The 15,531-nt window shown below is 27.1% G+C and carries 20 protein-coding genes, 1 tRNA gene and 1 rRNA gene; 14 read left to right on the forward strand and 8 right to left on the reverse strand.

Translation table 11 applies throughout. The annotated features are described in order from the left end of the window. Window positions 1–84: 84 nt before the first annotated feature. The 14 genes from ACTTA8_RS00120 (at window position 85) to ACTTA8_RS00185 (ending at window position 11,424) form a co-directional block, all read left to right on the forward strand. Window positions 85–1,113 carry an O-antigen ligase family protein gene (locus tag ACTTA8_RS00120; protein ID WP_440653641.1) on the forward strand — a complete coding sequence of 343 codons (1,029 nt, stop codon included), beginning with the start codon at window positions 85–87 and terminating at the stop codon, window positions 1,111–1,113. Further along, window positions 1,103–2,146, forward strand: a complete 1,044-nt coding sequence (locus ACTTA8_RS00125; protein ID WP_440653643.1) for a hypothetical protein — start codon at window positions 1,103–1,105, stop codon at window positions 2,144–2,146. Before ACTTA8_RS00120 ends, ACTTA8_RS00125 begins: the two co-directional genes overlap by 11 nt. Before the next feature lie 637 nt (window positions 2,147–2,783). Further along, complete coding sequence (locus tag ACTTA8_RS00130) at window positions 2,784–3,827, forward strand: hypothetical protein (RefSeq protein WP_440653644.1); 1,044 nt, start codon at window positions 2,784–2,786, stop codon at window positions 3,825–3,827. 130 nt (window positions 3,828–3,957) lie between these two features. Further along, window positions 3,958–4,632: a glycosyltransferase gene (locus tag ACTTA8_RS00135; protein ID WP_440653646.1), complete on the forward strand. Its 675-nt coding sequence runs from the start codon at window positions 3,958–3,960 to the stop codon at window positions 4,630–4,632. Continuing rightward, window positions 4,629–5,657 (forward strand): GDP-mannose 4,6-dehydratase, encoded by a 1,029-nt coding sequence (gene gmd, locus ACTTA8_RS00140; protein ID WP_440653647.1) that lies wholly within the window; start codon window positions 4,629–4,631, stop codon window positions 5,655–5,657. Before ACTTA8_RS00135 ends, gmd begins: the two co-directional genes overlap by 4 nt. 10 nt (window positions 5,658–5,667) lie before the next feature. Further along, window positions 5,668–6,606 carry a GDP-L-fucose synthase family protein gene (locus ACTTA8_RS00145; protein WP_440653649.1) on the forward strand — a complete coding sequence of 313 codons (939 nt, stop codon included), beginning with the start codon at window positions 5,668–5,670 and terminating at the stop codon, window positions 6,604–6,606. Then, window positions 6,603–7,484, forward strand: a complete 882-nt coding sequence (locus ACTTA8_RS00150) for an NAD-dependent epimerase/dehydratase family protein (RefSeq protein ID WP_440653651.1) — start codon at window positions 6,603–6,605, stop codon at window positions 7,482–7,484. The genes ACTTA8_RS00145 and ACTTA8_RS00150 overlap by 4 nt, the downstream gene beginning before the upstream one ends. Window positions 7,485–7,536: 52 nt before the next feature. Continuing rightward, window positions 7,537–7,651, forward strand: a 5S ribosomal RNA gene (gene rrf, locus ACTTA8_RS00155). A gap of 8 nt (window positions 7,652–7,659) precedes the next feature. Further along, window positions 7,660–7,785 carry a type B 50S ribosomal protein L36 gene (gene ykgO / locus ACTTA8_RS00160; RefSeq protein ID WP_008545413.1) on the forward strand — a complete coding sequence of 42 codons (126 nt, stop codon included), beginning with the start codon at window positions 7,660–7,662 and terminating at the stop codon, window positions 7,783–7,785. Window positions 7,786–7,789: 4 nt separating this feature from the next. Then, window positions 7,790–7,900: an aa3-type cytochrome c oxidase subunit IV gene (locus tag ACTTA8_RS00165; RefSeq protein WP_440653652.1), complete on the forward strand. Its 111-nt coding sequence runs from the start codon at window positions 7,790–7,792 to the stop codon at window positions 7,898–7,900. A 20-nt stretch (window positions 7,901–7,920) separates the two neighbouring features. Continuing rightward, on the forward strand, window positions 7,921–9,009 hold the full coding sequence (locus ACTTA8_RS00170; protein WP_440653653.1) for an NAD(P) transhydrogenase subunit alpha: 1,089 nt from the start codon (window positions 7,921–7,923) through the stop codon (window positions 9,007–9,009). A 4-nt stretch (window positions 9,010–9,013) separates the two neighbouring features. Beyond that, complete coding sequence (locus tag ACTTA8_RS00175; RefSeq protein ID WP_440653655.1) at window positions 9,014–9,319, forward strand: proton-translocating transhydrogenase family protein; 306 nt, start codon at window positions 9,014–9,016, stop codon at window positions 9,317–9,319. Window positions 9,320–9,325: 6 nt separating this feature from the next. Next, entirely contained in the window at window positions 9,326–10,720 is a 1,395-nt protein-coding gene (locus ACTTA8_RS00180; protein ID WP_440653657.1) for an NAD(P)(+) transhydrogenase (Re/Si-specific) subunit beta, read from the forward strand. A 5-nt stretch (window positions 10,721–10,725) separates the two neighbouring features. Continuing rightward, entirely contained in the window at window positions 10,726–11,424 is a 699-nt protein-coding gene (locus ACTTA8_RS00185) for a transaldolase family protein (protein ID WP_440653659.1), read from the forward strand. A 6-nt stretch (window positions 11,425–11,430) separates the two neighbouring features. On the opposite strand, the gene ACTTA8_RS00190 is transcribed toward ACTTA8_RS00185, so the two are convergent. The 8 genes from ACTTA8_RS00190 to ACTTA8_RS00225 all read right to left on the reverse strand — a co-directional run bounded on the left by ACTTA8_RS00190 (window position 11,431) and on the right by ACTTA8_RS00225 (window position 15,530). Next, window positions 11,431–11,507: transfer RNA gene (locus ACTTA8_RS00190), tRNA-Met, on the reverse strand. Between the two features lie 6 nt (window positions 11,508–11,513). After that, window positions 11,514–11,708, reverse strand: a complete 195-nt coding sequence (gene rpsU, locus ACTTA8_RS00195; RefSeq protein ID WP_075484443.1) for a 30S ribosomal protein S21 — start codon at window positions 11,706–11,708, stop codon at window positions 11,514–11,516. 63 nt (window positions 11,709–11,771) lie between these two features. Then, complete coding sequence (locus tag ACTTA8_RS00200) at window positions 11,772–12,353, reverse strand: cell cycle transcriptional regulator TrcR (RefSeq protein ID WP_440653661.1); 582 nt, start codon at window positions 12,351–12,353, stop codon at window positions 11,772–11,774. Then, complete coding sequence (gene rpmE / locus ACTTA8_RS00205; RefSeq protein ID WP_075506043.1) at window positions 12,354–12,584, reverse strand: 50S ribosomal protein L31; 231 nt, start codon at window positions 12,582–12,584, stop codon at window positions 12,354–12,356. Window positions 12,585–12,619: 35 nt separating this feature from the next. Then, window positions 12,620–13,360, reverse strand: coding sequence for an inositol monophosphatase family protein (locus ACTTA8_RS00210; protein ID WP_440653663.1), 741 nt, complete (start codon window positions 13,358–13,360; stop codon window positions 12,620–12,622). 1 nt (window position 13,361) lies between these two features. Further along, a complete protein-coding gene (gene efp / locus ACTTA8_RS00215; RefSeq protein ID WP_440618057.1) occupies window positions 13,362–13,922 on the reverse strand; it encodes an elongation factor P in 561 nt (186 codons plus the stop codon). Then, entirely contained in the window at window positions 13,919–14,533 is a 615-nt protein-coding gene (thiE, locus tag ACTTA8_RS00220) for a thiamine phosphate synthase (RefSeq protein WP_440653664.1), read from the reverse strand. The genes efp and thiE overlap by 4 nt, the downstream gene beginning before the upstream one ends. Beyond that, window positions 14,520–15,530: a class I fructose-bisphosphate aldolase gene (locus ACTTA8_RS00225; protein WP_440653666.1), complete on the reverse strand. Its 1,011-nt coding sequence runs from the start codon at window positions 15,528–15,530 to the stop codon at window positions 14,520–14,522. Before ACTTA8_RS00225 ends, thiE begins: the two co-directional genes overlap by 14 nt. Window position 15,531 lies beyond the last annotated feature (1 nt).

Consider the following 15,531-nt stretch of genomic DNA (forward strand, 5'->3'; position numbering starts at 1 on the left):
TACCAAAAAAAAATTATTTTTAGTGAAAGTTCTGAATTTAAAATATTTCTGTGTTTTTATTTATATCTGTTGTTAAACTCTTTATTGGCTAAGGATATTGAGATTTCTTTGTTGAGAACAATACCTTACTTTAAATTTTTTGTTTTTATCCTTGTCTACAAAGATTTTTTAGAAAATAAAAGAATTAATAAAAAAAAACTAGGTTTAGTTTGGTTTATTACAATTGGATTGTTAAGCTTTGATATAATTTATCAATCTATTTTTGGAAATAACATTTTTAATTACGTCTCTTATATTGAAAACAGAAATAGTGGATTTTTTATGGATGAGTTAGTAGCTGGAGGTTTTTTATTATCTTTTGTATACATCATTTATACTTTAATTTTTAGTAATCAAAATAAACTTTATTTATTTTCTTATTTCTTTTTCTTTTTAATTATAATTTTTTTAACAGGTGAAAGATCAAATTTTTTAAAATTTATTTTTATTTTTTTTTGTATTTATCTTTTTTTACTTAAAGATAGTGTTTTATTAAAAACTATAAAAATTTCTCTGATATTTTTATTTCTAGCAATCTTATTAAATTTTTCAGAAAATCTAAAAAGTAGATATTTGTCAAACATAACATATTCATCAAATCAAAATTTAAATCTTATTGATAGTTACTTAACATCAGAGTATGGTTCACATACAATTTCGTCTTACTTAATATTTAAAGAAAATACTTTATTTGGTGTTGGTACAAAAAATTTTAGAAAAGAATGTTCTAATTATACAGATAAAGTAAATAAAATTTTGCGAAATATTGACGAAAATAAAGGTAGGATTTATCCTAATGGATGTGGTAGTCATCCGCATCAAATATATAATGAAATTTTAAGTGAGCATGGTCTTTTTGGATTAATAGTTTTAATATTTATTTTTTTGAAACTATTTTTAAGAAACATGCATTCCAGTTATCAATTTAATATAAATTCTGTTTGTTTAATATATTTAATTACTTATTTTATTCCAATACTGCCAAATGGTAGTTTTTTCTCCACTCTTACCTCAACTTTTTTTTGGATGAATTATTTATTTTATACAGTTAATTTAAAAAAAAATGATCAATAGTTTATTTTTACAATCATTGTTAATTTTTTTTATCAATATATCAGTATTTTATTTAGTTAATAAATTTATCTTAAAGAAAAATTTTTTAATCGACCTTAAAAAAAAAAATTCTCATAAGAAGTTAATTAATTTAGATGAGGTCCCAATATCAGGAGGTGTTGTAATTTTTTTAAATTTATTATTTTTTAATTATTTTAGTTTAGTAAACTATATATTAATCTCATTAATTTTCTTAATTGGATTATTGGCTGATATTCAAAGATTAAACTCTCCGACCAAAAGACTGATATTTCAATGTGTTTTAATTGTAATATTTATATTTCTTAATGAGCTTTTTTTAAGATCAATTAGATTGCCAGTATTTGATTTTTACCTAAACAATGATTTATTTTCACTAATTTTTACATCATTTTGTATGCTAATTCTGATCAATGGTTCAAATTTTATTGATGGGTCAAATTTTCAGTGTTCGGGTTTTTATTTAACAATTTCAATAATATTAATGTTATTAAATTCAAAAGTAGTAGCTGTAGATGATATTAATCTTATTTATATACTATTCCCTGTTTTGCTAAGTTTTGTCTTTTATAATTTTTTAAATAAATCTTATTTAGGAGATGGTGGATCTTATTTAGTATCATTAGTTATTGGATATACTTTAATTAACTTCCAAATTATTGAAAACGTTTCACCATATCTTGTAGTATTATTTCTATGGTATCCTGCATTTGAAAATTTATTTTCAATATTAAGAAGAGTTTTTTCAAAGAATTCTAGACCTGATAAAGCTGATTTAATGCATTTGCATCATCTTATCTTTCAATATTTTAACAATAATTACAAATTTAACAATTATTTAAAATTTTCGATCTCAGGTTTAATTATTAATTCTTTTAATTTGTTTGTTTTTTATATCGGTAGTTTTTTTTTATACTCAACAGTTAAGTTAATATTTTTAATTTTCTTTTGTATTTTTGTTTATCTTATTAGCTATTATTTACTGTTGAAAAAACTAAAGTTACAAAGTGATTAATTTATTTTTTTTTATATTTTCCTTCTATGTTTCTTTAATTTCTATTATTGGATATGGCAAAATATTTCAAAAAGTCTTCTTAAATAAAATTTATTATGATGAGGACATTACAATTTATATAGGATTTTATGGGATTATGTTAATGACTTTATTATCGTTATTTACTAGTTTTTTTTTAAAACATAACTTTTATCACAATATTATTTTTCATATTATTGGTGTAAGTTATTTTTTTTATAGCCCACTTAAAGAACATAAAATATTTTTTAAAAATATATTTTATATTTCTATCTTTTTATTACCTGTTCTATTTATTTCTAAAACTCATGATGATTTTTCATTTTATCATTATCCATTTACCAAATTTTTGACGGAGTATCATATTATTTTTGGAATGGGAAATATCAATACTGGGTATAATTTTTTATCGTCTTTATTTTTCTTAAATTCAACATTTTATTTACCCTTCATAAAATTATATTCGTTTCATTTTACTATAATTTCGTTTTTACTTTTTTTTAATTATTTTTTATTAGTAAAAATTTTTTCTTCTAAAACAGACAAATTTTTCAAATATTTTTATTTACTAACTTTTATTTTCTTTAACTTATCATTTAATCGATTAGCTGAATTTGGAATGGATAAACCTGGACAGCTATTAATAGTTATTTTGATAATATCACTATTTGAAACAATAATAAAAAAAAGTAATGAAAAAAAAATTGACAATATTTTGTTACTTGTGCCTCTAGTTGGACTTTGTATAAGTACCAAAACCTACTTTTTGACATATTTATTGCTCGGATTATCAATTTTTATAATTGATAAAAATTATCTTAAAAATTTTAATTATTTAATTTTTTCAAAACCATTTCTATCTTTTGTTTTGATATTAACTTTGACATTTTCTCATCACTTTGTCGCTACTGGCTGTTTAATTTCTCCTTTACCAATTTTATGTTTTGATGAATCATTGATATGGGCTAGAGATTTAAATGATGTTAAAGGACTTTCAATGTGGGTGGAACAATGGTCAAAAGCAGGTGCTAGTCCTACATATGTAATTGAGAATGGTGAAGAGTATATCAAAAACTTTAATTGGTTATCTAATTGGATAGAAAAATATTTTATTGTAAAATTTTTAGATCAAATTGCAATATTAGGATCTTGTATTGTATTAATATTTTTCCTCCTAAAAAAATTCAGTTTATCAAATGAAAAATTTTTATTTAAAAGAGAGTTTGTATTATTTTTATCAATGATAGTAGTTATTTTTTATATTTGGTTTTCAAACCATCCAACACTTCGATATGGAGGTTATAGCGCATTTTACTTACTCGTATCTTTTCCATTTGCATTTTTATTTTACAAATTAAAAAATAATAATAATGAAAGAAAAAAAATAATATTTATTATAATATTAGTAATTAGTATAGTAGACATTAAAAATATAATAAGAATCACTAAAGAATTTAAGAGATCAGACTATTATAATTTTTCAAATTTCCCGTTTTTTGCTTTAAGAGAAAAAGAGTATACTCAAAAAAATTTTGATACAGGTTTAACCATGTATTTTGCACATCATTGTTGGGATACCCCATCTCCTTGTGGAGAAGGTTACAGTGACAATATAGTTACTTATGAAAAAAATGGATATTATTTTATTCAAATACAGAAATAATAGTTGTATCTATGATTATAATTTAAATAAAATTATTTAATCAAATCAATTTTATTAAGATTTTTTTTTATAAATGTTTATAAACTCAAAAACTAATTGAATAATTTATATTAAAAATATTAGAAATTGAATGCAAGATTTATCACTAGTAATTCCAGCAAAATATGAAAGTGAGTCACTACCAATTTTTCTAGATGAAATAAAAGATTTTAAATGTAAAAAAATAGTAATTTTAGAGAAGAATGACCTTCAAACAATTAACTCTATTAAAAGTTATGGAGACATAAAAATACACTATCAAAAAATAAAAGGTTATGGAGCTGCAATAAAAGAAGGAATTAGTATCACAGATACAAAATATTTTTGTATAATTAATGCAGACGGTTCAATGAACCCAATTTATTTAGATAAAATGTTAAAAAAAGTAGAAGTTGAGGACATAGATTTTTTATTTGCAAGTAGATATGAAAAACCTGAAGGTGGAAGTGATGATGATAATTTTATAACTTTATTTGGAAATTACTTTTTTACCTCAATTGGAAACATATTTTTTAAACTTAATATTTCTGATATTTTGTTTACTTACGTAATGGGAAAGACATCAATCTTTAATGAATTAAATCTTTCTTCAAATGATTTTACTTTGTGTGTAGAAATGCCAGTAAAAGCAAAGAGAAAGAATTTTAAATTGAGTACAATACCATCATTTGAAAGAAATAGAATTGCAGGAAAAAAAAAAGTAAATGCATTTTGGGATGGACTACTAATTTTAATAAAAATGATTAAGATGTTTTTTTTAAAATGAAAAAAAAGACAGCTTTAATATTTGGTATCACTGGACAAGATGGTTCATATCTAGCAAATTTTTTGATAAAAAAAGGATACTATGTTCATGGGGTTAAAAGAAGATCCTCCTCCTTTAATACTGGTAGAATAGATCATCTCTATCAAGATCCCCACGAAAAAGGCAAAGTATTTTTTTTACATTATGGTGATGTAACTGATGCAATTTCAGTTTCAATGATTGTAAAAAAAGTAAAACCAGATGAAATATATAATTTAGCCGCTCAATCACACGTTGCAGTATCTTTTGAGGTACCTGAGTATACTGCAAACGCTGATGCTATAGGTGCCTTAAGAATTTTAGAGTCTATTAAATTTCATGGATATGAAAAAAAAACAAAATTTTATCAAGCTGGAACTTCAGAAATGTTTGGAAAAGTGAGTGAGGTCCCACAGAATGAGAATACTCCATTTTATCCAAGAAGTCCTTATGGAGTAGCAAAAGTTTATGCACATTGGATCACAGTAAATTATAGAGAGGCATATAAAATTTTTGCTTGTAACGGAATTTTGTTTAATCACGAGAGCCCAGTTAGAGGAGAAACATTTGTAACAAAAAAAATAGTCAACGCCCTATGTAGAATAAAGTTAGGCAGTCAAAAAAAACTATATTTAGGAAATTTAGAGGCTAAAAGAGATTGGGGACACGCGGAAGATTTTGTAGAAGCAATGTGGAAAATGTTACAAAGAAAAACGCCCTCAGATTATGTGATTGCAACAGGCGTTCAATATAGTGTTAGAGAATTTGTTAATATGGTTTTAAATGAGTTAGAAATCCAATTTTATTGGAAAGGAAAAGGAATAAAATCAAGATGTTTTATGTCAAATGGAAGATGTATAATAGAATGTGATAAAAAATACTTCAGACCATTAGAGGTAGATACTTTGTTGGGAGACTCAAGAAAAGCCCATAAAGAATTGAACTGGAGACCTAAAAGAAATATCAAAAAGTTAATAAAAGAAATGGTTCATAAAGAATTAAATTAAACGATCAAAAATGATCAATTTTAAATCTAAAATATATGTTGCTGGTCACAGAGGTTTGGTAGGAAGTGCGATTGTTAGAAAACTAAATGAAAAAGGATATAAAAACATAGTTTTTCGAGAAAAAAACAAATTAGATTTAACAGACCAAGTTCAAGTTGCCAAATTTTTAAAAAAACAGAAACCAGATTTTGTTTTTATTGCTGCTGCAAAAGTTGGTGGTATTTATTCAAATAAAAACTTTAAAGCTGATTATATTACTCAGAATTTACAAATTCAAACTAATTTAATTTATTCATCATATTTAGCTGGAGTAAGGAATCTTATCTTTTTAGGCTCTAGCTGTATTTATCCAAGAAATTCCAAACAACCAATCAAAGAAAAATATTTATTAACAGGTAAATTAGAGGAAACTAATGATGCTTATGCTGTGGCTAAAATTGCAGGTATAAAAATGTGTGAAAGTTTTAATGAGCAATATAAATGTAATTATAAGTGCTTAATGCCTGCGAACACATTTGGACCTAATGATAATTATGATGAAAAAAATTCCCACTTTTTACCAGCTTTAATATTAAAATCGCATAGAATAAAAATTAATAATTTAAGAAACATAACTTTATGGGGAAATGGAAAAGTTAAAAGAGAATTTATTCATGTTGATGATTTAGCTGAAGCCTGTGTTTTTTTTATGAAAAAGAAAACTGATCATTCTTTAATAAATATAGGTACAGGCAAAGATTACACTATTGATTATTATGCAAATACAATATCAAAAATAATTCTTAAAAAAAAAATTAAAATTCATTATGATAGGTCAAAACCTAATGGTGTTAAGAGAAAAGTACTAGATATTAGCCTTGCAAAAAAATATGGTTGGAAGCCTAAATTAAACTTAAAAAAATCAATTATCAAAACTTACAATTCTTTTTTAAAAGAGATAAAAAAATGAAAAATACAATTGTAATAACTGGAGGAGCTGGCTTTATAGGATCAAACTTAGTTAATTTATTTGTTAAAAAAACAAAATATAAAATTATTAGTATAGATAATTACTCCACAGGAACAAAAAAAAATCATAACAATAGCAGAAGAGTAAAATATATTAAATCAGATACAAAAAATATTTCAAATATTCTTAATAAATTTAAAAACAAAATACATACCATTTTTCATTTTGGTGAGTTTGCGAGAATTTATCAGAGTTTTATTAGAATGAATGAATGCATTGACTCAAATTCTATAGGATCAAATGCAGTATTTAATTTTTGCTTGATTAATAATATTAAGTTAGTTTATTCAGCTACTTCAGCAAGTATAGGAAATAGGGGACTCGATAAAAATTTATCCCCATATGCTTTTACAAAAGCAAAAAACTTAGAATTATTAGAAAATTTAAAAAAATGGTTTAGATTTAAGTATGAGGTAATTTACTTTTATAATGTATATGGACCAATGCAAATTTCTGCAGGAAGTATGGCTACCGTGATAGGAATTTTTGAAAATCAATATAAAAAAAAGAAACCTTTAACAGTTGTAAAACCTGGTACTCAATCAAGAAGATTTACACATGTAGATGATACTGTATGGGCTTGTTATTATGCGTGGAAAGAAAATAAATGTAGACATTACAGCATTTCTAACAAAAAAAGTTATACTATTGTTCAGGTTGCAAAAATGTTTAGAGGTAAGATTAAATATTTGCCTAAAAGACCTGGTGAAAGATACGCTTCAGCTTTGACTAACATGAATTTATCTAACAGGGTATATAAATTGTTTGGCAAGAAAAGCTTGAAAAATTACATATTAAATTTGATTAAATCATCCTAATCTTACACTTTTTCTTTGTTTACAATATTCATTAATTATGTATAACACACTCGCCGGTGATTATTGCGAAGGTGTCATACCCGATCCCATTCCGAACTCGGAAGTCAAGCCCTTCTGCGCCGATGGTACTTTGTCTTAAGACATGGAAGAGTAGGACATCGCCGGCTATTATATTATGAAAATAAAAAGCTCATTAAAATCTATTAAAAAAAGAGACTTAAACTCTAAATTGGTCAGAAGAAGAGGTAGAGTTTACGTAATAAATAAAACCAATCCTAAATTTAAAGCAAGACAAAAGTAAATTTATGGACAATGAAAACCATAAAAACACCTGGAATAATTTTACCAAGTTTGTTTTGTGGGGAACAATCATAGTAATTTTAGTTTTAGTTTTAATGGCGATATTTCTTTTATAATATTTTAATTTATATTTATCATGAATTTAGCTTCCATTTCAGAAAATCAAGATATTGAAAAGCGAATAGCTATAACACCTGAAATAGCAAAAAAATATATCAGCTTAGGCTTTAATTTAACATTACCTAATAATTATGGAGCTCATTTAGGTTTTATTGACGAGGATTATAAAAATTTAGGAGTCAGTTTTTTAGATAATGAAGCGGAAATAATTAGAAATTCTGACATTGTTATTCAATTAGGATTACCAGATGAAGAAAAATTATCATTATTTAAAGAAAACCAAAATTTGATTGGTTCATTAAATGCTTTTTTAAATAAAAAAAAATTAGAGAATTTAAAATCAAATCAAATAAATTGTTTTTCTTTAGAGTTGCTACCTAGAATAACAAGAGCTCAATCGATGGATATTTTATCATCTCAAGCCAACCTTGCTGGATATAAAGCTGTGGTAGAAGCTTTCCAAATTTATGAAAGAGCTATTCCAATGATGATGACTGCAGCTGGTACAATTCCTGCAGCAAAAGTATTAGTAGTTGGAGCGGGTGTTGCAGGATTACAAGCTATTGCAACTGCAAAAAGGATGGGAGCAGTGGTATTTGCAACCGATGTAAGAATGGCCTCCAAAGAACAAGTTGAGAGTTTAGGTGGAAAGTTTCTTACAGTTGAAGGATCTGAGAATTTAGAAACTGAAGGCGGATATGCAAAAGAAGCATCAGAGGAGTTTAAAATGAAACAGGAAGAATTATTAACAGAGACATTAAAAAAAATTGATATAGTAATTTGTACTGCTTTAATCCCAGGTAAAGAAGCTCCAAAAATAATTAAAGAAGATATGTTTAAAAACTTACAACCAGGTTCAGTTATTTATGATTTAGCAGCGGTTCAAGGAGGAAATACTGTTTTTACCGAAGTTGATAAAACTGTTGTAAGAGATGGTGTTAAAATTTTAGGAGAGGCAAATATACTAAATAAACTACCCGTATCAGCCTCTAATTTATATGCTAAAAATGTATTTAATTTTATTTCAAATTTATATGACAAAGAAAACAAGAAATTAAATATTAATTTAGAAGATGAAATAATAGAGAAAACGCTTATTAAGTAGTATTATGGAAATAGATCCTTTTATATTTAGATTAAGTATATTCATATTATCAATATTTGTTGGATATTATGTTGTATGGAGTGTAACACCTTCTTTACATACTCCGTTAATGTCAGTTACGAATGCAATTTCCTCAGTAATTATTGTGGGTGCAATAATTGCAGCCTTGTCTGGAGGAGATGGTGTTGTTTTTTCATCGTCTAGTATTTATGGATTTTTAGCAATTATTTTAGCAGCAATTAATATTTTTGGTGGTTTTTTAGTCACCCAAAGAATGTTGGCTATGTATAAAAAAAAGAAAAAGGATTAATAATTAATGTCTGCAAATCTATCTGCAATTTTATATTTAGTATCTGGTGTATTATTTATATTAGCTTTAAGAGGATTATCATCCCCAGAAACCTCAAGACAAGGAAACTTATTTGGAATCATAGGAATGGTTATTGCTGTAACAGTTACATTCCTGTCTGTTGGTAATCTTAGCTCTGGATTTATTTATGTTTTAATTTTTTTAGCTATTGGTGGCAGCATTGGAGCTTTTATAGCATATCGTATACCAATGACTGCAATGCCAGAATTGGTCGCTGGCTTTCATAGCTTGGTTGGATTAGCAGCGGTATTTGTTGCAATTTCAGCATTTATAAATCCTGCTGCCTTTAATCTTGGAACTCCAGGAAATATTAAGCTTGCAAGTTTAATAGAAATGGCAATAGGAGCAGCTGTTGGTGCTATCACTTTTTCTGGTTCTGTTATAGCGTTTTTAAAATTGCAAGGAATAATGTCAGGTGCTCCTATAACCTTTAAAGGTCAGCACTTATTGAATGCTTTATTGTTAATATTGATTGTAATATTAACAATTTATCTTTGTTCGACTCAATCATCTAATCTATTTTGGATATTAATTGCAGTTTCTTTTTTAATAGGATTTTTAATTATAATTCCTATTGGTGGTGCAGATATGCCGGTTGTAATCTCGATGCTGAATTCTTACTCTGGTTGGGCTGCAGCAGGAATTGGATTTACCTTGGAAAACACTGCGCTGATTATTACTGGTGCTTTGGTTGGATCATCAGGAGCAATACTTTCATATATTATGTGTAAAGGAATGAACAGATCATTCTTTAATGTTATATTAGGTGGTTTTGGTGCAACTGATCAAACAACTGGAGGTCCAAGTAAAGAGCAAAGACCAGTAAAAAGTGGTAATGCAGATGATGCAGCCTTTTTAATGAAAAATGCGTCATCAGTTATAATTGTCCCAGGATATGGAATGGCAGTTGCGCAAGCTCAACATGCCCTTAGAGAAATGGTAGATACGTTAAAGAAAAATGATATTAAAGTTTCATACGCTATTCATCCAGTTGCAGGACGAATGCCTGGACACATGAATGTATTGTTGGCAGAAGCAAATGTACCATATGATGAAGTATTTGAACTTGAGGAGATTAATAACGATTTTGCAAATGCAGATGTTGCATTTGTAATTGGTGCAAATGACGTTACTAATCCTGTAGCAAAAACAGATCCACAAAGTCCAATTTATGGAATGCCAGTTTTAGATGTTGAAAAATGTAAATCTGTGTTATTTGTTAAAAGAAGTTTGTCTCCTGGATACGCAGGAATTGATAATGATTTATTTTATAAAGAAAATACATTGATGTTATTTGCTGATGCAAAAAAAATGACTGAGGATATTACAAAGAATTTATAGATTTAATGAATACAAAAATTTTTTGTGATATTGCAGATTTATCTTCAATTAAAAAATTTAATAAGAAACAAATTGTAAAAGGATTTACAACAAATCCAAGCTTAATGAGAAAAGCTGGAGCAAAAGATTACAAATTATACTCTAAACAAATACTTCAAGTTTGTAAAAATAAACCAATTTCATTTGAAGTATTTGCTGATGATCAAGAATCTATGATTAAACAAGGAAACGAAATAAATACTTGGGGAAAAAATGTATACGTTAAAGTTCCAGTAGTTAATTCAAAAAATAAATTTTCAGGAAAAGTTATTAAAGAGCTAAATAGTAAAAATATTAAGTTGAATATAACAGCTGTATACACAGCTAAACAAACTTCAAAAATACTTAAAGTAATAAACAAAAAAACAAATGTAATTATATCTATTTTTGCTGGAAGAGCAGGTGACACTGGCAAAGATCCAATTCCAGAATTTGTTAAAAGTATAAAATTAGCAAAGAAATTTAAAAATGTAGAAATCTTATGGGCCAGTGTGAGAGAACCATATAATTTTTTACAAGCTAAACAATTGGGATGTCATATAATTACTATCCCACCAACCCTAATTGAAAAAATTGAAAATTTTGGTAAGTCCTTTAAACAGCTAACTGTTGAAACAGTCAAAGCATTTTTAATCGATAGCAAAAAATCTAATTTTAAATTATAACTAAATTGGTTGCGGGGGACGGATTTGAACCGCCGACCTTCAGGTTATGAGCCTGACGAGCTACCAGACTGCTCCACCCCGCGATATATTTAAATTCTATTCTTTAGTTTATTTAACTTTTTAACTCTTTTAATGTTTTCTTGAAGAATTCTTTTTTTCTTTTCAGAAGGTTTTTCGTATGTATTTTTTAATTTAATAACTTTAAAGAAACCGTCTCTTTGCAGTTTTCTTTTTAATACTCTTAATGCTTGTTCAACATTATTATCTTTAACTTCTATTTTAATAACTACCTCCAAAAAAGTGGTTTGTTATCACTTTTATTAATTTATGTCTATTGGTTTTGTACATTATATATTTGCTTGATTAACTTTATTTTGTTTTTCTTTCTCTTTTTTTTCTCTTTTAATTCTTCTTTCAGCTTTTTCTATTGCATCCATAAGGTCTTTTTGAGAAAATAAATTTAATGCTACAGGATCTTTTGGGTTAAGATTATTGTAATTCCAGTAACTTTTATTTCTTATAGAAGTTACAGAATTTTTTGTAATTCCAACCAATTTAGCTATTTGTGAATCTTTTAAAATATTATGTTGTTTGATAAGCCACAAAGCAGAATCTGGCTTGTCTTGTCTTTTTGAAAGGGGTATATATTTTTTTATTTTCTTTTCATCATTTGAAATCTCAATATCACTACTTTTGATTTGTAGTGGTCTATTCTCATCTTTAGATGATAATTCTATTTCCTCTCTTGAGAGTTGTCCTGAAATAATTGGATTATAAGCTTTAATTCCTTTCGCAACCTCCCCATCTGCTATACCTTGTATCTCTACTTCGTGTAGCTTGCAGAAATCTGCAATCTGTTTAAATGTTAGAGTTGTATTTTCTACTAACCAAACGGCAGTAGCCATTGGCATTAGAGGTGCATTTGACATTTAATTTTTCTTTTCTGATTTAAAGTTTTGAAATTTTTTATTAAATTTACTTATTCGACCTTTATCCATTAATTTTTGTTTTCCACCCGTCCACGCAGCATGCGATTTTGGATCAATTTCAAGCTTAAGTAAATCTCCTTCAGCACCCCAAGTTGATTTTGTTTCAAATTGTGTACCGTCAGTCATTTCTACTTTAATAGTATGATAGTTTGGATGAATATTTTTTTTCATGCGGAGACTTATAGCAAAAGAATTTTTTAAAACAATTAAAAGTTAACTAATTTTTCAAGCATTTTATCGTTAATTGCACTACTTGAGGCTCGGATATCAATATTTTTTATATCAAACTTGTTGATTTCGTTAACTATTCCACCAGCCTCTTCAACCATCAAAGCACCAGCCGCAACATCCCAAATATTAATTTTATTGTGAAAAAAACCATCAAGTCTTCCAGAAGCCACATATGCTAGATCAAGTGCTGCACATCCACTACATCTCATATTTAGGTCACTAAATTTTGTACCTTCATGGTTACTTGAAAATAAACAATCTTCGGTAGAATTTTTTTTAGAAACTCTTAGTCTTTGATTGTTTAAATATGCCCCCTTGTTTTTTTCAGAAAAAAACATTTCATCTTTTATTGGGTCAAAAATTAATCCACTTATAATTTCGTTATTAGACATATGTGCTATGCAAATAGCAAAATGAGGAATTCCATGAAGAAAATTAGTAGTTCCATCTATGGGGTCTATAATCCAAACATTTTCTTTGTCTTTATTATTTATCTTGCCCGTTTCTTCTGTAATGAATGAGTAATTTTTTTTTGATTTAGACAATTCTTCAATTAAAATTTTTTCTACATTTTTATCTGTTTTTGTAACAAAATCGTAAGGGCCTTTTTTAGAAACTTGTAATTTTTCCACTTCACCAAAATCTCTAATCACAGATTTAGATGCTTTTTCAGCAGCCTTTATCATTAAATTAAGATTTGATGATATTGATATCATTTTAAATTTTTTTAACGTATTCTAAATTTCGAGTATCAACAATTACCTCGTCCCCTGCTTCTATAAATGGCGGAACTTGAATATTTAAACCATTATCTAAGGTTGCAGGTTTATAAGATGAAGATACAGTTTGGCCTTTTAATGCTGCATCAGTTGTTTCTATTTTACACTGCACCTGATTTGGTAATTCAACTGAAATTGGATTTTCATTATAAAAACTTACAGATACTTCAAGATTTTCAGTTAATAATTTGCCTTGTTCTCCAATAATTTCTTTTTTAATTTCAATTTGTTCAAAAGTTTTCGGTTCCATAAAAAAATAATTAGCATCATCTTCATACATATAATTATATTTATTCTCATCTAGTGATGCTTTTTCAACAGTTTCACTAGATCTAAATCTTTCATTTAGCTTGGTATTTTTACCAACACTTTTCATTTCTACCTGTGCAAATGCACCACCTTTTCCAGGTTTTACATGTTGTGTTTTTAGAACTTGCCAAAGATCATTTTTATATTCTAAAAGCATCCCAACTCTAATTTCACTTGCATTTATTTTCATATTAAACTTTCTATAGCTTCTGTAGCTTTGTATTTTTTATTATTCCAAATGTAACCTGAGATAGCTAAAAAATTTGCATTGTTCAATAAAAGTTTTTTATAGTTCTCGTTTGTTATTCCACCAATAGCAACTATGGGAATATTTGTTAATTTCTTTACTTTATTCAAAGTTTTTATATTAGCACTGTATTTAGCTTTTTTTGTTTTTGTTGGAAAAAAAGCACCAAACGCAATGTAATTAGCTTTATTTTTTATTGCCTCTTTTGCAAGTTTAATTGAGTTGTGACATGTTATTCCAATAATTTTATTTCCAATTATTTTTTTGGCCTCTTTAATATTTATATCTTTTTGCCCCAAATGACATCCATCAGCGTTTAATTTTTTTGCAAGAATTGGGTCATCATTAACGATAAATTTTACTCTATTATTTTTACATAGTTGTCTAATTTTTTTTCCTATCAAAATTTTTTTCTTAAAAGAGTATTTTTTAAATCTCATTTGAAAAAAACTAATTTTATCTGATTTTAATACTTTGTTTAGATTTTGGTAAAAATCCTTCTTAATTTTATTTGGAGAGATAAGATAGATGAATTTTTTTTTATTTATTCTCAAGATCGCTTGCCCATTTGCCTTGAGCAGCTAAAGTACACATTCTTGCTCTATGGTTAAATACATTCTGTGTTTCGGTTATTTTAGTTGTATCTTTAGACCAAAATTTAAGAGCACTTTGTTGTAAAGCTCTACCATATGAATAGGTCATTATAAAATTAGTACTATTGTTTTTGCTAATTAAATTTAGATTTTCTGTTGCTTCTATTTCAGATTGACCTCCTGACAAGAAAGCTATTCCAGGGACTTCCGTTGGCACTGAATTTTTAAGACATTCAAGTGTTTTATTTGAAACTTCTTCATTAGAGATTTTGTTTTTTGAATTACTGCCAGCTAAAATCATATTTGGTTTTAATATAATCCCTGATAAATCAATTTTATGCAAAATTAATTCTTCAAAGCACTTTTTTATAACTTCTGAAGTTTTTTCCAAACACTCATCAGCTGAATGATCACCATCCATTAAAACTTCTGGTTCTACTATAGGAACCATTTCACATTCTTGAACTAAAGCGGCATATCTTGCAAGTGCATGAGCATTAGAATGAATTGCAAGTTTGCTAGGATAGTTATTGCTTATCGAATAAACACCTCTCCATTTTGTAAATCTTGCACCAAGCTCATAGTATTTTTTTAATCTTTCTCTTAGCCCGTCTAGTCCTTCTGTAATTTTTTCCTCTGGAGAGTTTGCTAAAATTTTTGCACCTGTATCTACTTTAATTCCAGGTACTGCTCCACTAGCAGAGATTAATTCAGGAATTGATTTACCTAAACTTGAAATTTGGTTTATTGTTTCATCGTATAAGATCACACCACCGATACAATCTTTCATGCTTTCTGAACTAAAAAGTGTTTCTCTAAAAGAGAGTCTGTTTTTTGGTGTAGACTCAATATTTACAGCCTCAAGTCTTTTTGTCATAGTTCCGTTACTTTCATCTGCAGCAAGTATTCCTTTGCCATTTGAAAGTATTTTAAGAGCTATTTTATTTAGTTCTGACATA

Source organism: Candidatus Pelagibacter sp. HIMB1506 (assembly GCF_052047935.1).
In the GTDB taxonomy this organism is placed as follows: domain Bacteria; phylum Pseudomonadota; class Alphaproteobacteria; order Pelagibacterales; family Pelagibacteraceae; genus Pelagibacter.

Excerpts from the sequence above, each read along its gene's own strand:
- ACTTA8_RS00135 (WP_440653646.1), top strand. The coding sequence starts at position 3,958 with ATGCAAGATTTATCACTAGTAATTCCAGCAAAATATGAAAGTGAGTCA.
- ACTTA8_RS00150 (WP_440653651.1), top strand. The coding sequence starts at position 6,603 with ATGAAAAATACAATTGTAATAACTGGAGGAGCTGGCTTTATAGGATCA.
- efp (WP_440618057.1), bottom strand. The coding sequence starts at position 13,922 with ATGAAAATAAATGCAAGTGAAATTAGAGTTGGGATGCTTTTAGAATAT.
- ACTTA8_RS00175 (WP_440653655.1), top strand. The coding sequence starts at position 9,014 with ATGGAAATAGATCCTTTTATATTTAGATTAAGTATATTCATATTATCA.
- ACTTA8_RS00165 (WP_440653652.1), top strand. The coding sequence starts at position 7,790 with ATGGACAATGAAAACCATAAAAACACCTGGAATAATTTTACCAAGTTT.
- ACTTA8_RS00145 (WP_440653649.1), top strand. The coding sequence starts at position 5,668 with ATGATCAATTTTAAATCTAAAATATATGTTGCTGGTCACAGAGGTTTG.
- ACTTA8_RS00180 (WP_440653657.1), top strand. The coding sequence starts at position 9,326 with ATGTCTGCAAATCTATCTGCAATTTTATATTTAGTATCTGGTGTATTA.
- ACTTA8_RS00185 (WP_440653659.1), top strand. The coding sequence starts at position 10,726 with ATGAATACAAAAATTTTTTGTGATATTGCAGATTTATCTTCAATTAAA.
- ACTTA8_RS00210 (WP_440653663.1), bottom strand. The coding sequence starts at position 13,360 with ATGATATCAATATCATCAAATCTTAATTTAATGATAAAGGCTGCTGAA.
- rpmE (WP_075506043.1), bottom strand. The coding sequence starts at position 12,584 with ATGAAAAAAAATATTCATCCAAACTATCATACTATTAAAGTAGAAATG.
- gmd (WP_440653647.1), top strand. The coding sequence starts at position 4,629 with ATGAAAAAAAAGACAGCTTTAATATTTGGTATCACTGGACAAGATGGT.
- ACTTA8_RS00170 (WP_440653653.1), top strand. The coding sequence starts at position 7,921 with ATGAATTTAGCTTCCATTTCAGAAAATCAAGATATTGAAAAGCGAATA.
- ykgO (WP_008545413.1), top strand. The coding sequence starts at position 7,660 with ATGAAAATAAAAAGCTCATTAAAATCTATTAAAAAAAGAGACTTAAAC.
- ACTTA8_RS00125 (WP_440653643.1), top strand. The coding sequence starts at position 1,103 with ATGATCAATAGTTTATTTTTACAATCATTGTTAATTTTTTTTATCAAT.
- ACTTA8_RS00200 (WP_440653661.1), bottom strand. The coding sequence starts at position 12,353 with ATGTCAAATGCACCTCTAATGCCAATGGCTACTGCCGTTTGGTTAGTA.
- ACTTA8_RS00225 (WP_440653666.1), bottom strand. The coding sequence starts at position 15,530 with ATGTCAGAACTAAATAAAATAGCTCTTAAAATACTTTCAAATGGCAAA.
- ACTTA8_RS00130 (WP_440653644.1), top strand. The coding sequence starts at position 2,784 with ATGGATAAACCTGGACAGCTATTAATAGTTATTTTGATAATATCACTA.